This is a genomic window from Streptomyces sp. NPDC055025, from assembly GCF_053608565.1.
The window spans coordinates 53177-70248 of the sequence record NZ_JBSGVS010000009.1 but is presented as its reverse complement, the minus strand read 5'-3'; the positions used below and the strand labels follow the sequence as shown (position 1 = coordinate 70248).

General features: G+C 68.3%; 16 protein-coding genes and 1 pseudogene. 8 read left to right on the top strand and 9 right to left on the bottom strand.

The window, feature by feature from the left end:
* Positions 1 to 303 precede the first annotated feature (303 nt).
* Positions 304 to 1065 carry a hypothetical protein gene (locus ACWGDX_RS08305; RefSeq protein ID WP_453623441.1) on the top strand — a complete coding sequence of 254 codons (762 nt, stop codon included), beginning with the start codon at positions 304 to 306 and terminating at the stop codon, positions 1063 to 1065.
* 24 nt (positions 1066 to 1089) lie between these two features.
* Here the strand turns inward: ACWGDX_RS08305 and ACWGDX_RS08300 are convergent, their stop codons facing one another.
* From ACWGDX_RS08300 to ACWGDX_RS08285, 4 genes are all read right to left on the bottom strand, one after another.
* Positions 1090 to 1299: a DUF6207 family protein gene (locus ACWGDX_RS08300; RefSeq protein WP_453623439.1), complete on the bottom strand. Its 210-nt coding sequence runs from the start codon at positions 1297 to 1299 to the stop codon at positions 1090 to 1092.
* A 74-nt stretch (positions 1300 to 1373) separates the two neighbouring features.
* Positions 1374 to 1616 carry a hypothetical protein gene (locus tag ACWGDX_RS08295; RefSeq protein WP_453623585.1) on the bottom strand — a complete coding sequence of 81 codons (243 nt, stop codon included), beginning with the start codon at positions 1614 to 1616 and terminating at the stop codon, positions 1374 to 1376.
* Positions 1617 to 2338: 722 nt separating this feature from the next.
* Positions 2339 to 3574 (bottom strand): tyrosine-type recombinase/integrase, encoded by a 1236-nt coding sequence (locus tag ACWGDX_RS08290; RefSeq protein WP_453623437.1) that lies wholly within the window; start codon positions 3572 to 3574, stop codon positions 2339 to 2341.
* Between the two features lie 54 nt (positions 3575 to 3628).
* Positions 3629 to 3865 (bottom strand): helix-turn-helix transcriptional regulator, encoded by a 237-nt coding sequence (locus ACWGDX_RS08285; protein ID WP_453623435.1) that lies wholly within the window; start codon positions 3863 to 3865, stop codon positions 3629 to 3631.
* 1096 nt (positions 3866 to 4961) lie between these two features.
* On the opposite strand from ACWGDX_RS08285, the pseudogene ACWGDX_RS08280 reads away from it, so the two are divergent.
* The 4 genes and pseudogenes from ACWGDX_RS08280 to ACWGDX_RS08265 form a co-directional block, all read left to right on the top strand.
* Positions 4962 to 5303, top strand: a pseudogene (locus ACWGDX_RS08280) (HAD hydrolase-like protein); the annotation flags it as partial.
* Positions 5304 to 6211: 908 nt separating this feature from the next.
* Positions 6212 to 6451 (top strand): hypothetical protein, encoded by a 240-nt coding sequence (locus ACWGDX_RS08275; protein ID WP_453623433.1) that lies wholly within the window; start codon positions 6212 to 6214, stop codon positions 6449 to 6451.
* Positions 6448 to 7353, top strand: coding sequence for an XRE family transcriptional regulator (locus tag ACWGDX_RS08270; RefSeq protein ID WP_453623431.1), 906 nt, complete (start codon positions 6448 to 6450; stop codon positions 7351 to 7353). Before ACWGDX_RS08275 ends, ACWGDX_RS08270 begins: the two co-directional genes overlap by 4 nt.
* Positions 7353 to 8360: a DUF6207 family protein gene (locus ACWGDX_RS08265; RefSeq protein WP_453623429.1), complete on the top strand. Its 1008-nt coding sequence runs from the start codon at positions 7353 to 7355 to the stop codon at positions 8358 to 8360. The genes ACWGDX_RS08270 and ACWGDX_RS08265 overlap by 1 nt, the downstream gene beginning before the upstream one ends.
* A 469-nt stretch (positions 8361 to 8829) precedes the next feature.
* Here ACWGDX_RS08265 and ACWGDX_RS08260 read toward each other — a convergent pair whose 3' ends face one another.
* Positions 8830 to 9666, bottom strand: a complete 837-nt coding sequence (locus ACWGDX_RS08260; protein WP_453623427.1) for an isocitrate lyase/PEP mutase family protein — start codon at positions 9664 to 9666, stop codon at positions 8830 to 8832.
* A gap of 142 nt (positions 9667 to 9808) precedes the next feature.
* On the opposite strand from ACWGDX_RS08260, the gene ACWGDX_RS08255 reads away from it, so the two are divergent.
* The gene (locus tag ACWGDX_RS08255) at positions 9809 to 10447 is read left to right on the top strand and encodes a CGNR zinc finger domain-containing protein (RefSeq protein WP_453623425.1); all 639 of its coding nucleotides are present in this window, start codon (positions 9809 to 9811) and stop codon (positions 10445 to 10447) included.
* 32 nt (positions 10448 to 10479) lie between these two features.
* Here ACWGDX_RS08255 and ACWGDX_RS08250 read toward each other — a convergent pair whose 3' ends face one another.
* The 4 genes from ACWGDX_RS08250 to ACWGDX_RS08235 form a co-directional block, all read right to left on the bottom strand.
* Complete coding sequence (locus ACWGDX_RS08250; RefSeq protein ID WP_453623423.1) at positions 10480 to 11391, bottom strand: TIGR03620 family F420-dependent LLM class oxidoreductase; 912 nt, start codon at positions 11389 to 11391, stop codon at positions 10480 to 10482.
* 63 nt (positions 11392 to 11454) lie between these two features.
* Positions 11455 to 12483, bottom strand: coding sequence for an alcohol dehydrogenase catalytic domain-containing protein (locus ACWGDX_RS08245; RefSeq protein ID WP_453623420.1), 1029 nt, complete (start codon positions 12481 to 12483; stop codon positions 11455 to 11457).
* A gap of 57 nt (positions 12484 to 12540) precedes the next feature.
* On the bottom strand, positions 12541 to 13776 hold the full coding sequence (locus tag ACWGDX_RS08240) for an MFS transporter (RefSeq protein WP_453623418.1): 1236 nt from the start codon (positions 13774 to 13776) through the stop codon (positions 12541 to 12543).
* A 151-nt stretch (positions 13777 to 13927) separates the two neighbouring features.
* Positions 13928 to 14383, bottom strand: coding sequence for a universal stress protein (locus tag ACWGDX_RS08235; RefSeq protein ID WP_453623416.1), 456 nt, complete (start codon positions 14381 to 14383; stop codon positions 13928 to 13930).
* A gap of 266 nt (positions 14384 to 14649) precedes the next feature.
* On the opposite strand from ACWGDX_RS08235, the gene ACWGDX_RS08230 reads away from it, so the two are divergent.
* Together ACWGDX_RS08230 and ACWGDX_RS08225 are read left to right on the top strand one after the other, a co-directional pair.
* Positions 14650 to 15612: a GlxA family transcriptional regulator gene (locus ACWGDX_RS08230; protein WP_453623414.1), complete on the top strand. Its 963-nt coding sequence runs from the start codon at positions 14650 to 14652 to the stop codon at positions 15610 to 15612.
* Between the two features lie 677 nt (positions 15613 to 16289).
* The gene (locus ACWGDX_RS08225; RefSeq protein WP_453623412.1) at positions 16290 to 17000 is read left to right on the top strand and encodes an SDR family NAD(P)-dependent oxidoreductase; all 711 of its coding nucleotides are present in this window, start codon (positions 16290 to 16292) and stop codon (positions 16998 to 17000) included.
* Positions 17001 to 17072: the final 72 nt, after the last annotated feature.

The window sequence follows — 17072 nt, the reverse complement described above, 5'->3', positions numbered from 1 at the left end:
GTGCGCCAAGGGCGGGGCGGATACGAAACGGCACGCGGTCGTCACCGTGGTCCGCCTACGCTGACTCGCGACAGGCCCATGGTGGCCAGACCGCCACAAGCCCAAGCCGGGTGGAGGTGGGCGCTTTCATGCGTTCGACCCCGTGAATAAGTCGGTCGTGATCTCGTCATATCCCGTCATACAGTCGACCTTGTGACAAGCACATGGCGACGGCTGACTGACCGTCTGACGGGAAAGACCGAACCGGAGCCCCTCTGGGCAGAAGGTGTTCCGGATCACCTCGATGTACCCATCCGCGAATGGATGTACGAGGTTCTGCGCCACTACGACATGGCGACTCCCGTAGCGGTGCGGCTGAAGCTGCCGTCCAGGATACTCAAGAGCCGCGACCCACACGCCGAACTGGCCGTCCTGGACGACCCGAAGAATCCGATGCTGCGCCTGGAGGTCATCGACGCGACGCTGGGCTGCGTGCAGCAAGCGCTCCAGGGGGCTGGCTGGCAGCACATCCAAACAGCCGCATCGTACGCCCGCCAACTGGACGGCATCCTGCGTGAGGGCGACTCCGCCTTCACAGTCGCCGAAGACGCCAGCGGACTCGAACGCCGGATGGACGAAATACTCCACGCTACCTACAACAAGGCCGTAGAAGCCGGGGCTTCGAAGGCAGAGACGGCCGCCGATCACCTCCGTGCGGCGTTCACCGAGGCGTACGGGCTCAAGCCCGACCCAAGCGCCGCCTACTCCCGCGCCATCAAGGCCGTTGAGGCCGTCGCCAACCCTCTCTTCCTTCCCAACGCACCGGAGCCCACCCTCGGCAAGGTGCGCGCCCATCTGGATCAGGGACGGCACAAGTACGAGATGGTCATCGCCGACAAGACCGGGGTGCCCGCAGACATTGATGCAGCCGTCGCGATGATCAGCCTGCTCTGGCACGGACAGCGCGACCGCCATGAGGGAGGGCCCACCAGCGCCCCCGTGACCCAGGCGGCCGCGGAAACGGCCGTGCACACCGCCGCGATCCTGGTCCACTGGATCTCCAACGGCAGCATCCGGAAGAAGTAGCTGAGGGAGCGCCAGCGGCACACGCTACGAGTCGGGCGGCTGGTTCAGGTCCAGGTAGCAGCGCAGCCGTACGCCGGGCTCGCCCGCGTCTCGGGTCGTGGTATCCGCTGTCGCCGTTGCCCACCGGCTGGCGACAAGTTGCTGGAAGGCGAGCGTGGTGGCGTCGGCGGCGGCCGCGACATCGACGACGACCAGGCCCGGCCGACTGACATGCACCTCGTTGATCGGGTTCATGTACGGCACTACGCCCGGGCGCCTCAAGAGAGTTCCGCCGCTGCCGTGTCTTTACCCGACCGAGTGGCGGGCGGTCACAGGCTGTCGCCGCCCCAGTCCCCGTGGGCCGGGTCGCCGGGGCGCGGGTCATACGGCGCTCTGCCCCCGGGGCCGAACTGCCCGAACTCTGTATGCAGGGAGACACCGTCGTCGATCTCCTCCGGCCTCCAGCCGGTGATGTCGAGCAGCAGTTTGTCCAGCGGCCCGCCCGCCAGTTCAGCGTAGCTCTGTCCCGGCTTCGGGCCCGGGTGGTCGGCTCCGTAGATCCGGCCGCGCAGCCGCCACCGACAACGCGGGCTTGCCCAAGGAGTGCTTTGGGCAAGCCCTCGCGATACCGGGGGTTGCTTGCCCGGGTCAGCTGCGCCAGCGTCCGAGCCAGCCGCCGGCCTTCGAAGCCTGCGCCGCCTGCTCCTGGCGTTCGCGTTCGGCCTGTTCCGCCTGCCGCTCCGTTTCGAGCGCCCGCGCCTTGCAGTCGTCGCACGGGTGCGGGTCACCGTCCCCGCGTCCCCAGTCGACCGCGACGCTGGCCTTCCACCGTTCGTCGGTGAATTCACCCCGCAGTCGGCGCAGACGGGGCGGCGGGCTTCCCTCTCGGCAGCCTCCTGCTCAGCCCGGCGTCGTTGTTCGGCCTGGTACGCCTCCCGTTCGGCTTTCCAGCGGGCTTCCCGCGCGGCTTCTGCCTCGACCTGGCGGGAGTTGCCGATCGCGTCCAGCAGCGGCTGCAACAACTCACGGCTCCAAGGCCCGCGGCCGAAGCGCCAGAAGATCCACCCGGCCGGGCCGTGTTCGCGCAGCAGATTGAGCGAGGTGGCCACGATCGGCATCTGGCCCTCGTAGGTGTGGTAGCCGCCACTTGCCGGGAACGCCCGCCAATACTGGCAGGTAACCTCAGCCGGGCGTGGGACCGTGCGGTCCGGGTTACGGTCCCCGATCTGGTTGAACACGAACCACGGAGGGGCGTAGCGGACTGCTTGCCCCTCCGTGTCGTGGATGGTTGAGACTATGCGGTCGTGTAGGCGTCGGCAGGCTTGCCGAGCAAGGCGTCGATGGCACCGCGCCCTTTGCCGCCGGCCTCGGGCATGAAGTGAGCGTAGAAGTCGAGGGTGATGGTCGGACTTGAGTGGCCGAGCCAGCGGGCGAGGGTGACGACGGATTCGCCCGCTTCGAGGATGATCGAAGCATACGTGTGCCGAAGTACGTGGAAGCCGTCCTTGCGGGAAACCTTCCAGCTCTCACCCTTCTCCCGCACAGGGATAACGCCGGCAGCGGCCAGCGCAGGCTTCCACACCTCCACGTTGAAGACATTCGCACGGATGGCATTGCCGTACGTCGTGGCGAGGACAAGCGGGAACTTCTTCCTCTCCCGGTCCGGCTCCGGACCGCCCCACGGCAACTCGACCTCTACCGCCGGGAACTCCGCGAAGTAGTCGACCAGCTCCGAGGCGACCGAGGGAGGCATGTCGACGACGCGAGTCCTGCCACCCTTGGGAAGCGTGAAGTACAGCCGACCACGAAGGAGCTGTACCTGCCGACGAACACGCAGGACTCCCCGGGCGAAGTCGACATCCTCCGGAGACAGCCCGAACACCTCGCCCTGCCGTAGCCCGCAGCCCAGTGCGAGGACGACCGAGATACGGTAACGCCGGTTGATCGCCTCCCGCACCCGCTGCGCGGTCACCCACGGCCACGCTTCACGCTGATCCTCGGGTATCTTGGGCCAGCGCACCGATTTGGCCCGCATGGGGTTGCGCACCAGCCGTTTATCGTCGATGGCGGTCTCGAAGATGTTCGAGAGCGATGTAAGAATCTGCCGTGCGTAGCGTGGAGAGCATTCTCCTTCGAGCGCGGCGATGTAGCCACGCAGCACCGCCGGGCTGATGTCCCGCAGGGGCACGGTGCCAAGCTGGGGCCGAATGTGAAGGCGAACCCGTTCGTCGACCCGCTTGACCGTTCCGGGCGCCCCGCGAACACCCGCCTGCCAGTAGCGTGTCACGTAGTCGTCCAGCGTGATGGAGCCATCACGGGGATCGACGAACTCCCCCCGTTCGCTGTCGGTACTGACCCTGCGCAGCCACCCCTTGGCATCTTCAAGCGTGTCGAACGACATGTCCCGGACGCCTGGGATGCCGGCCACTCGGTAACGGGAACCCTTACCATAGCGGGCGGTGCGTTCCCGCTTGCCGGTAGTCAGGTCCTTCTTCTTCTTGAGCCAGCGGTCTTCTATGTAGCCAGCCAAATATTTCCCTCGCTGTATAGATTTCGATCTCCTGGAGCAGGATCGAGCGACGTGTCAGGCGCGCTCGGTGTAGGCGGAGCGCATCCGCGGTGCCGCGCCAAGGGGGCTCACGACTGCGTTGGAGCGCGAGTCGGCCTGCTCCTGTTCGCGGACCCAGACATCGAGCGCTTCGAGCCGGTACATGACGCGGCCACGTGGTCCCATGCGAAAGCTGGGCGGTCCCTGTCGGCGGTGCCGCCAGACATAGAGGGTCTGGGGCGACAGACCGAGGTACTCGGCAGCGTCTCGCACGTTCACAAACGCCCTACGCGTCACGTCGGCAGCATCCGGTGTGCGGGCAGCGGCGGAGAGCCGGGTGGGCCGGTTCTGCGCTGAACGTTCCGTCACTGCCACAACACCACCTCGCAGGGACGAGCGTGCTGAATAACGTCAACAACCACCGTCGGACAGCGCTGACTGCTCCGATAGGGGGCGAAAGCCTTCGTAAGTCTGGGCATAGATGGGTTTCCTTGCGGTAGGACGCTGGGCGAGTGGGCCGGACGGGCAGTACCAGGATTCCCTCAACGATTCAGCGCGGGCCTCGCTGGCTTGACAGGGAACACGAAATGCCGGTCTTGGGGCGGAAGCAGACAGGAGCCGCTCGTCACTTCCTTACAAATCGTTGCACCGCTGTCCACTACATCCGTTGCGGCTCCACCGCCAAACACGGCCGCATCCGAACAACATCTATGGTCTGGACAATCCCCGGTTTGGCTAACCGGGGATCGTCGGCTATGTAGGGAAGCGCACTCGCGCCAGAGGCCGCTTCAGTACCTAGGTCGATGGGTTTCCGAAGGCCGACCGGTACGTGCGGAGGGATGGGGTGGCGTCGCCCGTGTCCGCGGTGAGAGAGCCGCTTTTGGTGGGGTGGCTCAGGTCGCGGACCACGGTTTGCTCACGGGCTCCGAGGCCGTGGGCGATGTGCCAGCGGGCAGAGGCCAGGGTGGGAGTTGACCTACGAGACGAGAGAGCCACGTGGTCAGCGCTGGAATCGAGTTGCGGCAGGCCCTCGGCGAAGAGGCCGATCGCTCAGATGCGGACGCACAGGCACAGACGTGAGAGCGCCGAACGACACGGGCCGCTGAGGCTAAGGTTGCGGTGCCGGACTCAGGGGCCGAGAGCCCTTCACCGACCTAGTCTTCCTGGGGACGTTGTACGTTGGCATAGTCCCGAAGAACGTTCCAGTCCTTTGGGCGCACTTCTTGTCTGCCGTGGGCGAATCCTCGGCGATTCTTGAAGTGGGCGGTGTCGTGCCCGACGCGGATGCAACTTGCCCTGCGGTGGTGTCACTACGCGTCCGCCGGTCTGGGCTCCAGCCCCTGGTGTTTGAGGGGCGAACGTTGTTCACTGCGCGGCGGATGAGACCCTGTATATCGGGGACCGGGTGGACAGTGACATCCGGCCCGCCGCAGCCGCAGGGATGGCGACCGCGCTCGTCCGCTGCGGACCGTGGGCCGTCATTGACCCGTCCGGCGGCGGCCTCGACCGCGGCCTGCGAGTCGCCGGGATCCATGCGAAGGCTCTCCTGTCCGTCTGCTCCGGGCCGTCGTGGCGGTCTCAGCGCCATCGGTATGTCTGGTCTGTTATGGCGGGCAGGAGGATCGGGCCGGTCTGGTCATGCGATGGGTGTATGGCGTGGAGTGCGGGTCCGACGGCGGGATACAGGTGGGCGGAGGCCGCGTGGCGGTAGTGCATCCAGACGATGTCGTTGTGGTCGGTGGCGTCATTCTCCGCAGTCGCGAGGGTGTGCCTGAGCGGGTGGGGCAGGTTGATCAGGTGGATGAGGTGCAGTCGCCTGAGCGGCCGGTCGGCGCCGGGGCGGGTGACGGTCTGGTCCTGGACCCAGCGCAGTCGGGGCTCCGGAATACCGGCAACCGCGGTCCTGGCGGGGGCGATACGGCGTAGGTGTCACCCGGGGAGGGGAATCGTGGTACCGGTCGGACGCCAAGCGGCTGACCCGCGAACCGGCCCGCGAATCGGGACAACGGTTCAGTGACACCCAATTGCCCTGGAGCAACTACACGAGTGGGCCGTCGCGAGACGCCGCCGGTCGGTGCCGGCCCGAGCCTGGATCCTCTGCGGCTCGCCAACGAGCGCGTCGGCCGCGCCGACTGGACCGCGCCGTGTGACGGCCGTTCACATCGCCCTGGCGCGGCGGGTTGCTCGTACGGCGTCTGGTCCGGTGCAGCTGCTGGACGGGCCGGCTCCCGCCCAGCACGGGGGCTGGGCGGGAGCGGTGCGGTCCCCTCCGGTTGTTCTCAGCACAAGGGGACGGCGCAGCCTTCCAGACGGGAAGGTCCGACGCTCGGGAGGCGTCCGTGTTCCATGGTGCGCCCTGCCCGAGGTGTTGCAAGGAGAAGTACGTTTTCGCCGTCAAAAGTGTTCATAAAGTCACGATGTGGCCTCGTGGTTGACCGTGATGTCGTATTGCGTGCGCCCTGCGGCACCTTTGGCCCCAGGAGCATTGTTCCGTAATCCCATGATCACGTTGAGTGGCGGGCGGCTCGCGGACCATGCTGGCGTCCAGCCTTCCGGCGGCGCTTCAGCACCGCCGCCGGAAGGGCCTTGCAGACACGTCTACTCCAGGGAAATGGTGCGATGTCCACAAAACAGGTGTTGACCGTTGCCGCGCTGGTGGCGGTTCTCGCGTGGAGCACGGTGATGACCGTGCTGGGACAGCTGGCGGCCGTGGCCGCGCTGCTGCCCTCGCTCGGACTGCTGGTGCAGCAGATCACCACCGCGCTCAACGGCACGGAGAGGGGACACACCGCTGCCGCGGACACCCCGCCGGCCGGCGCAGCAGCCAGTACGGCCGGGCTTGAGGAGTCGTCCCGATGACACCGTCCACCGTGCCGGAGCAGCCTGACGGGGAACCGCCGAGTAGGCGCGGCCGCAAGCCGGAGTCGATCGGGGAGCAGGTCGGCGCCTCCCACCGCGCGTGGCTGGAGCCGGTCCGCAGCCGCCTCTTCCACAGCGGCCTCACCCTCGATGACCTCGTCAACCGCTCCGGGTACTCCAAGACCCGCATCTCCGAACTCCTGCGCGGCAAGGGCTACTACCCCGGCTGGGAGATCACCTACAGCGTGGTCCGCGCGCTGGACATCCCCATCTGGCCGCTGCGCCGGCTCTGGACGGCCGCCGCCCGTGAAGCGGACAAGGACAACGCGTGGATCGAAAGCCGCATACACGAGGTCCAGCCATTGCAGCCCGAACAGCCGCCGCTGGCCCACCGGGGATTCACCGAGACCATGCGCGAGCCCTACACCGCCTACGCCCGCGCCTTACTCCAGAACGACCGGCGCGCCCGCTGGGTCGTCGCGGAGGTCTTCGACATCCTCTGGCTCGGCTGGGACGAAGCCACCACAAGCCCCCATGTAAGCCGCCACGCCTGGCGCCTGCTCCGTTCCCGCGTCATGCTGCGCGCCCACCACCACCCCGACGGACACCCCGACCTGCGCGCCGCGGCGTTCTTCACCGTCGCACAGAGCCGCATCGGCGACCTCACGGCCCGCTTCGCCCAGATCGGCGAGCAGGAAGACTTCTTCGACCGCGTCGGCCGCCTGCCCCAGGACCAGCTGGACGTCACCGTCCTGCGCTACCTCTGCGGCATCAGCCAGCACACCGTCCCCGCCGTCGTCGGTCTCTCCCCCGCCATCACCCACGCCATGGACCACCACGCCCGAGGGGCCCTGGAAGACACCCGCCACCGCCACGACAACCCGGGAGTGATCACCCCGTAATGACCTCCATCGACCGCCTCCTCGCCCGTTCCCTCCTCCTCAAAGACCCCCGAGTTCCCTCGGACACCGTCCCCTACGAAGACACCGCCTACCCCGCCTTCACACCCGACGGCACGCCCCTGTGGGACAGTTACGGCCGCGATCCGGCGGACGACACCGCCGCCAGGAACCTGAGGGCGCTGTGCGAGGTGGCTGTCACCCACGCCCACCCCGACCAGCTGGCCGACTTCATCACCGAACAGCTGCCCTCTCCCCGCGGCGCCTGGATCCTCGGCTGCGTTCTGCAGCTCGCCGACGCCGAGGACGGGGCACGCTTCTGGTGGCAGTACGCCGCCGGCGCCGGTGACGCCGCCGCCTCCTACTGCCTCTACCTGCACCACCTCACATGCGGCGACCGCCACGCGGCCATCTTCTGGCGCGAGCAGACCGGCATCGACACCACCAGTCCCCCCGGCCACGGCACACCGGCCGACAGCCTCAGTGCCGACACCAGCATCCCCACCGTCCTGCGCATCCTCAGCCGCCTCACCCCTGCCGCAGGCCGCGGGCACAGCGAGGCAACCGTCGCCGTCATGGAATACGTCGCCGCCGCCGTCACCGCCGGCTACACGTATCACCCCGACTACGAAATCCCCCTGCCCGGACCGGACTTCGCCGAACAGATCGAGATCATCCTCGCCGCCACCGCGGCCGAGCCGGGATCCTCCCGTCAAAGGCGCCCATCGTCCACGGCCCTGCCCGCCCGTCCCCCGCTCGATCCCGCTGACGACAGCCCGGACGAGGAGTGCGTCCAGGTACCCGAGCGCGTGCTCGTGGAGGTCGCGGCCGCGGACGCCGAATCCGCGTCCGCCTTCAAAGACGCCATCGCCGCCTGCTGGGAAACCGCCATCGCCGACCGCACGGCCAGACAGATGGACACCGGCGTGCGGCTGCGCTACTACCTCGACGTACGCCCGATCATCGACACCCTCCGGGCATCACGTACCGGATCCGTCCGGGCACCATAAGCCGACAGCGCCCGCAGACCGACAGGTGCGCGGCGGTCCGAGCAGGGAGGCGACCGCTCCCCCACGAGCAGCTCCCCGCTGCGACGCCCGGAGTAAGGCGGCAGCTGGAGAGGTACGGCCTTGTGGCGGCGGTGCCAGCGGCCAGCCGGCAGGTAACCGTTCTCCGCGTCGTGCGGCGGTGCTGGGAAAAGGCGGCACTGGAGCACCGCGTCGGTCGCGCACGGGGAGACCTGCATCGGGGCAGGGCGGTCCGTCGGCTTCGGCGTGTCTGGAATCTGCGTGTCCAGACAGCGGATGTCGGCGGGGCCGTGGCAACGGCGGTCACGCGGTGGCAGGGCGGCAGGACGGCCGCGCCCATGTGAACTGGTCGGCTGACGCGTGCTGCGGCTACAGGGAAGGGGCCCGGCAGTTTGCCGGGCCCCTGTCGCTGGGCCGTCAGCTCCGCGGGGAGCCTGTTGCCGATGGGGTGTCAGCGGGTGGGGAATGCGTTGAGGTTGCCGAAGTCCTCGGCGTCGTTGAGGGCGGTGTAGGTGCCGTTGGAGAGGATCTCCGCTGCGGCCTTCTTGACCAGGCCGTAGACGGCCTGCGGGATGGCCGAGCCGACGCTGATGCGGCGGACTCCGGCCTTTCGCAGTTCGCTGATGCTGGGAGCGCCGGGGCCGGCCATGATGTTCACAGTCAGCTCGGTCCGCGTGACGAGTTCGGCGATCGTTTCCAGGTCGAGCAGGCCCGGTACGAACAGGCTGTCCGCTCCCGCTTCGGCGTAGGCCGCGGCCCGCTCGGTGACGTCTTCCAGGCGTCCGGCTTCCTTGCCGATCCCGAAGAGGAACACGTCGGTACGGGCGTTGATCACGAGTTCGGGCAGACCGGCCTCGGTCGCCGCTTCACGGGCGGCGCGGATCCGGGCTGCCTGCTCCTCGGTATCGAACAGCGGGCCGCCCGGGGCTTTCGAGTCTTCCAGGTTGATGCCGACGGCGCCGGCGGCGACGATCGCACGGACCGTCGTTGCGACGTCTTCGGGAGTGGGGCCGTAGCCGCCCTCGATGTCAGCACTCACCGGGAGGTCGACGCTCGCGGTGATGCGGGCGATGGCCTCGACGGCCAGCTCCCGGTTCATGCCCTGTCCGTCGTTGCGGCCGAGGGCCCACGCCACTCCTGCGCTGGTGGTGGCGATTGCTTTGGCGCCCGCGGCGGCGATCTGCGTGGCGCTGGCCGCGTCCCAGGCGTTGGGCAGCACGAGGACAGCGCCGTTGTCGGTCAGCGATCGCAGGACGGCGGCGTTCGTGCGCTGCGTGTCAGTGGTCATGTCTCTGTGCTCCTGGAGAACTGTTCGTGTCTTCGGGGCGGAATCCCCACCCTGTAACCTGTGAACGAACTTATCACAGGTTACAGGGGGTCTGTTGTGGGTGTAACCTCCAATACGTCGATTACATGGTTAGGAGTAAAAGATGGCCGGAGACAGGGAGATACAGGTCGCCCTGGCGACGGTGGGACTCGCCGGGCACCCGGCCTTGGAACTGCTCAATACCCGCGCTGTCCTCACCCCGGACGTGGTCACGGACCTGATCGCGGACGGCGGCGGGTACGTCGAGTGGCTTGCCGGTGTGGAACTGGTGGCGGCCGACGATCTCGACGCGCTGCGGGCCCGTTTCAAGGAGCAGGATCTGGAACTCGCCGCCGAGGCGGCCAGGGAGCTGCGTACGAGGCTGCTTCCCGTGGTCGACGCGTGGATCAGCGGCGTGTCGGTGGACGGCGGCACAGCGGCCTACCTGAATGGTTTTCTTCGCGCCGGCGGCACCTACCGTGAGGTGGCGTGGGCGGAGGCCGGCGCTGGTCTGCGTGAGCGGGTGATCTGGGGTGACTGGAGGTCGCTGGTTGCGCCCGTGGCCGCGGCCGCGGCCAGCCTGCTTCTTGAGGGGGACTCCGATCTGGTGCACCAGTGTGCCGGCGAGACCTGCGACCTGTGGTTCTACGACCGCACCAAATCGCACCGGCGTCGATGGTGCTCGATGAACACGTGCGGCAACCGGACCAAGGTGCGGGCTCATCGCGCCCGGACGGCTGACCGGGCGGACTCCGTGCTCTGAGAGGCGCTGGGTATCGCGGAAGGCCATGGCGGTCAGCCTCCGAGGACTGCGGGTGCGAGGCGGTCGAGCTGTTCGACGATGTCGCCCACCTCACCGAGCGGTTGCAGCAGGACGTGGTCGGCGCCCGCGTCGAGGTGCTCGCTGACCCGGCGTGCGATCGCGGCCTCGTCGCCCCACGCCACGAGAGCGTCGACCAGGCGGTCGCTGCCGCCGTCGGCGAAGTCGTCGTCGCGGTAGCCGAATGTGCGGAGATTGTTCGTCAGGTTGGGCAGCTTCAGGAAGGCGGCCATGTGTTCGCGGGCGGTGCGGCGGGCTTGTGCCGCGTCGGAGGTCAGGACGACGGCCTGCTCCGGGATAACCAGCCGGTCCGGCCCGACTGCGGCCCGTGCCCGCTGGGTGTGTGCGGGCGGGATGAAGAAGGTCTGTGCGCCGTCGGACTGGTCGTGCGCGACGCCCAGCATCCCGGGCTGCAGGGCGCCCACCATGCGCGGCGGTGCCGTCTCGCACGCTATCCCGTCGCCGGACGCGGCGTCCATGTCCGCGAGATAGCGGCTCATGCGGTCGAGGGGCCTCTCGTACTCGAGGCCGCTGCGGTTGACCGCCGCGGCGTTGCCGACGCCGACTGCCAGGATGAACCGGTTCGGCCAGGCGGTGTGGAGAGTTGCCGCTCCCTGCTGCATGACCGTCGGGTGGCGGGTCCAGATGTTGGCGATGCCGATACCCGTCACGATTGTGGACGTCGCGGCGAGCAGGACTGCCGACGCTGTGAATGGTTCTCTGCCGCCGAGGCGTTCACCTGTCCACAGTGAGCCGTAGCCGAGTTCTTCGACGCGCTGGGCGGTGTACCGGCTGGCGTCCGCTCCGGTCGTGCGAAGGGCCTTCAGCCACACGCCGACCGGGCCGAGCCTGTTTCTGATGGCCGTCATCTGCAGCTGGCTGGTCATGGCACCTCCTCTGTTCGGCTGGCGTGCGGCGCGTGGCTGCTGGAGTGCTGCTGGATCAGTCCGTCAGTTCATCGTGATCACGACGCGGAACCGGGCGTCTCCCGCGAGCATCCGCGCGTATGCGTCGGCGGCCAGCTCCAGTGGCATCGTCTCGATCACGGGGCGGACGTCGTGCGCGACACTGAAAGCCAGGTTTTCTTCGTTGTCGGCCGCGGTGCCGGTGAGAGCTCCGTGGACGGACCGGCCGCCCAGGATCAAGGTCGCCGTGTCCACCTCGACGGGATCGTTCGTGGCCCCGACGATGATCAGCCGGCCCTCGACGGCAAGGCCTCCGGGCAGGGCGGACATGGACGCGCCGCTGGTGGCGGTTGCGACGATCACGCGGGCACCGCCGAGCTTCTGCAAGGCCTCGCCGGGATCCACGCTAGTGCTGTCGATGTAGTGGTGCGCGCCGAGCTGGACGGCGAGGGCGCGCTTGTCGTCGCCGCGCGCGATGGCTGCCACCTGCAGGTTCATCTTGCGGGCGTACTGGATGCCCAGATGGCCGAGTCCTCCGATGCCCTGGATGGCGACGAGGTCTCCTGGCCTGAGGTGGGTGTTGCGCAGGGCGTTGAACATGGTCAGCCCGGCGCACATCAGGGGTGCTGCGGTGGCCGCGTCGATGTCCTCGGGCAGACGCACGAGCCCGGACGCGCGGGCGACCATCTTCTCTGCGTATCCGCCGTCGTGGCTGTCGCCGACGACCGGCTGGTCGGTGCAGTGTACGAAGCGGCCGCGGCGGCACATCGCGCAGATCCCGCAGTGCCCGCCGAGGAAGCCGAGTCCGACGCGCTGCCCGACATTCCAGCCGTCCACGCCGTCCCCGACGGCCTCGATACGGCCGATCACCTCGTGACCGGGGACGGTGGACGCGCCCTGCGCGTGCAGGCCGAAGAGGTTCTCCACGGCGAATACGTCACTGTGGCAGACACCGCAGGCCTCCACCGTGAGGCGCACCTGCCCCTGGCCCGGCTGAGGGAGAGGGAGCTGAACGAGTTCGAAGGTGCTGCCGGGGGTGGCTCGTACGGCCCGGTAGGTCGTGGTGCTCATCATGTCTCCGTGAGTGAGGTTGCGGCACGGTCGGAACGTGGCCTGCCGGCGGTGGCCGGGTCAGGTCGAACGGGGCGGGGCGGGGTCTTTGCGGGGAACAGGGGGCGGCGGATCGGAATGTGCGGCCGCGGGGTGGGGGGAGTGCCTGCGGCCCTTTGCGGATGCGGCGATTCCGACGGCCGCCAGTACCGTGACCGTTCCTGAGAACGCCAGCGCCACGTCGTGCGCGCTGAAGTGCGCCTCGGCGATGCCGGCGATCACGATCGGGATGGAGAACATCAGGTAAGAGACGACGTACAGAATCGCGAGGACCCCCGCACGCTGTGCGGGTGCGGCGACGTGGATGACAGCGCGGACGTTGCCGAGGAAGGCGAGGCCGAAGCCGGCGCCGGCGACGGCGCTGCCGGTCAGGAAGAGCGCGACACTGCTGAGGACGATCGCCAGGAACGTCAGTCCGACGCCGGTGAACAGCGCGATGCAGCCGATGAGCATGGCACTGCGCGCCGCGGCCTCCCGGCCGATGACGATCGCGAGCCCGCCGCTGAAGCACATGCAGAACACCGCGCCGCCGCCCCACACGAGGTTCGACGACCCTTCGATGGCCTGGACCAGTCCCGGCGCCAGCGAGAGGTAGAAGCCGATCAGGGCCCACAGGGCGGCCAGGCTCGGCAGGATCATCACGAACGTGGGGCGCACTTCGGAAGAGATCCTGGCGGCCGGCCTCAACGACGCGAGAGCGCCGGGGCGTTTGCCGGCCACTTCACGGGTGGCGCCGACAGCGGCGGCTCCTGCCAGCAGCGCACCGATGATGAGCCAGTACACGAGCCGCAGTGGTGACGGTCCGTACTGCACCAGGACAGCCGATCCCAGCCCTCCTGCCGCCAGCCCGAAGGGGGGCGCGGCACTGGCAACCACCGACCCCAGCAGCGGACTTCTGCCCGCGGACAGCTCGGCGAGCGCCGCGGACAGCGCCCCCAGGGCGCAGCCGGTCGCAAGTCCCTGAACGGTCCTGGCGACGCACAGAAGCAGGGTCGAGTCCGCCGCGATGAAGCATGCCATCGCCGTGACCTCGGCGATGATCGACGCCAGGATGACGGGGCGGCGTCCGAGGTGGTCCGAGAGCCGGCCGGTGACCAGCAGCGCGACCAGCAGCCCGAGCGCGTAGAAGGCAAACACGATCGTCAGCGTCAGCGCCGAGAAGTGCCAGCGGGCCTCGTAGACCTTGTACAGGGGGGCCGGTGCGCTGGCCGCGAACATGAAGACCGCGAGTATCGCCCCGATCCCCCAGAAAGCCACGGAATCAGGTAGCTGAATCCGGCGATTACGGTTGCCGAGAACCGGAGCCATCATCTTTTTCCTTCGCGTACATTCATCGACTGCGTTCCGTTGCGTGTACGCCGGACAGGCCGAATTCGACAGGGAATAGTGTGCGGTGACCGGTCCTCAGTCAGTCATCGTGCGGAGGCACAATCAATAGTGGCCACGTCGAGTGCGCCAGGACCTCTCGTGATACCGAACCCAGCACTGCCCCTTTGAGGGCGCCGCGTCCTCGCGACCCGATGACGATCACTGCGGCCTGAATGTCATCCGCGACTCCGAGGATGGTTTCCCATACCGATTCCGACGCCTCTTCGACCCGGGCAGTCGCCTGGCGGCCGGCGGCGAGAGCCCGTTGCGTACCCGCGGAAGCCGACTCGTCGGCCGTCTTCTTCTCGGCCTGCTCGACTGCCGTGTAGTCCTCGACGGCTCCGATGCTGCCGCCCTCGGCAAGCCACGTCGCCGGGGACTGCCAGACGGCGAGAACGACGAGTTCCGAGGACGGCATGGTCTCCAGGGCCGCGCCCAGTCCGCGGACCGCCGGCCCGGAGCCGTCGAAGCACACCAGCACCGTTCCCGGCCTCATGCCGGCACACCCCCGCCGCGGGCGCCCTCGATATGGCGGGCCGCTCCGCGAATTGGGATTGTGCCTTGGGCCGGAAACATCATGGAACCCAAAGTGCCCCATGGTCCGGGCCGCTGCCAGATGCAGGGCGGCCAGTTGCCGTCGAATTGCGGCCAGGGCCGTATTCGGCCGGGAGCGGGCCGTGCGTTCTGCGTACGAGGCCGTTTATGTGTGAGGTGCGGATTCCGCTGGACGCGCCCCCCGTTGATGTGTCTATTCTCAGCATTGTGTCTTCGCCGCATACTGTCGTCGTTCTGACCCTTCCCTCTGCGCTCCTGCTCGACATAGCCGCGCCTGCGCAGGTTTTCGGGCAGCTCGGAGGCGACCGTTACCGGTTCGAGCTCGCCGGCCTGCGCAAGGGGCGGGTCAGGACCTCGACCGGTGCGGAAGTGGTCGTCAAACGTGGGCTGGAGGCCCTCCAGGACGCCGACACGATCGTCATTCCCGGCCTCGGCGAGTATTCGACGCTGCGTTTTCCGCAGGTGAGTGCCGCCCTGGGGAAGGCGTATCACCGCGGCGTGCGCATCCTGTCGATCTGCACGGGTGCTTTCGTGCTCGCCGAGGCAGGTTTCCTCGACGGGCGCCGCGCGACGACACACTGGTCCGCGGCCGGTGAACTCGGTGTGCGCTACCCGCGGATCGAGGTGGACGCGTCCGTTCTGTACGTCGACGAGGGCCAGATCATGACGAGTGCGGGCGTCGCGGCGGGCCTGGATCTGTGCCTGCACGTGGTCCGCACGGACCACGGCCCCGCGGTCGCCGCCGATGTGGCCCGCTGGACGGTGACCGCGCCGTTCCGTGAAGGCGGGCAGGCCCAGTACATTCCCCTGCCCTCACACGGCACTCTCAACTCTTCGCCGGAAAACAGGATCCAGGTATCCCGTGACTGGGCACTGTCCCGCCTCGGCGAGCCGATCAAAGTCGAGGATCTCGCCGGGCAGGCCGGTATGAGCCGACGGACCTTCGCCAGGCGGTTCCGCGACGAGACGGGGGTGACGCCGATCCAGTGGCTGCTGGAGCAGAGACTGCGAGCCGCCCAGTCCCTGCTGGAGACCACCGGGGACGCGATCCCCGACGTCGCCCTGCGGACCGGGTTCGGCAGCGCGGCCGCACTGCGAACACACTTCACCCGCCGGCTCCACACATCGCCCACCGCCTACCGGCGCGCCTTCACCCAGCCAGTGAAGTAGCACCGCCAGAGCGGCGGCGACGCCGGAGGCATCCGCCCCCCGGCCCCGCCCCGGCCGGCGCCCGGCCCGCTCCCGCATCGCACAGACAGCCGGCACCCGCGCCGTGGCATGCCCGAGCGACAGGTTCCCGCCTCACCGGGCAGGCACGGGACACCTCGGGCGATCACCTGTCGGACGGCACTGCCTGAACTGCCACGCTGAGCGCGGACCACCTGGCCCGTGGCCCCAGCCCGGCCACGCCGTGGCACGAAAACGACGAATAATGTCCCTCTCGCCTCTCGCGTGCAGGTCCGCCCGGAGCGATTCTTTCCTTATTACGGGTCCGCCCGAAGTGGCTGGAAAGTGACGCCATGTCAATGCGGAAAGCGTGTATTGAGAAAGCACGGGCACGTCGATCCGAGACCGTCGGTGCGCTCTTGGTCACGCGGCCGCCAAGCGGAGGTCCCATGTGCGGGCGTCCGGCGTCGGCATTCGCTGGGAGGAACCGCACCATTGGTGACTCGCTGCATGCGAGCAGCAGTTGCCCGGCAGCGGATACGTCCCGTGCTTCTGGCCCGGCGCGGAGATAAACGCAGTGCAGTGAGCGGTGTTCCGTTTTGACGACGGGACCTGATACAGCGTCGCGGGACGTCCCTTTCCGATGTCCCACAGAGCGAACAGCAAGAGAGATGACAGTCATGACTGAAGAACAGAAAGTGGTCGTCGTAACCGGCGCGTCCCAAGGTCTGGGCGAGGCATTCGTTCAGGCGTACCGGGAACACGGGTGGCGTGCGGTCGGCAACGGCCGGTCCATCAAGCCCTCTGAGGACCCCGATTACGTCACCGTAGCCGGAGACGTCGGGGAACCCGAGGTTGCGCGCAGGGTCGTGGAGACCGCGCTGGAGCGCTTCGGCCGGATCGACACGCTGATCAACAACGCGGGCATATGGCGCCCGGGCCCGATCGCGGAGATCCCGGAGGAACTGTACCGGCGCGTGATGGCGACGAACCTCGACAGTGTCTTCTTCGCCACCCAGGCAGCCGTGCCGGCCATGCAGCGCCAGGGCGGCGGGCACATCATCCAGGTCACCACCAGCCTGGTCGAGCACGCGCTGCAGTCCGTACCCGCTGTCCTCGCCTCGATGTCCAAGGGCGCGTGCGTCGCTGCGACCCGCGGTCTGGCCATGGAGCTCGCCGCGGACAATATCCGGGTCAACGCCGTGTCTCTCGGTATCGTCCGGACACCGCTGCACGAGCCCGAGTCCCTTGAGGGCAAGAGGTCCTTCGCTCCCCTCAACCGCGTCGGTGAGATCGCCGACGTCGTCCGGGCCGTCCTGTACCTGGAGGACTCCGGCTTCGTCACGGGCGAGATCTCCTACATCGACGGTGGCCGTACCGCCGGGCACTGACCCGGATCCATCTGTCAGGCTCCGGCGGCGGCATGCGGTATCCCCGCGCGGCCGGCCGCCGGACCTGGTGAC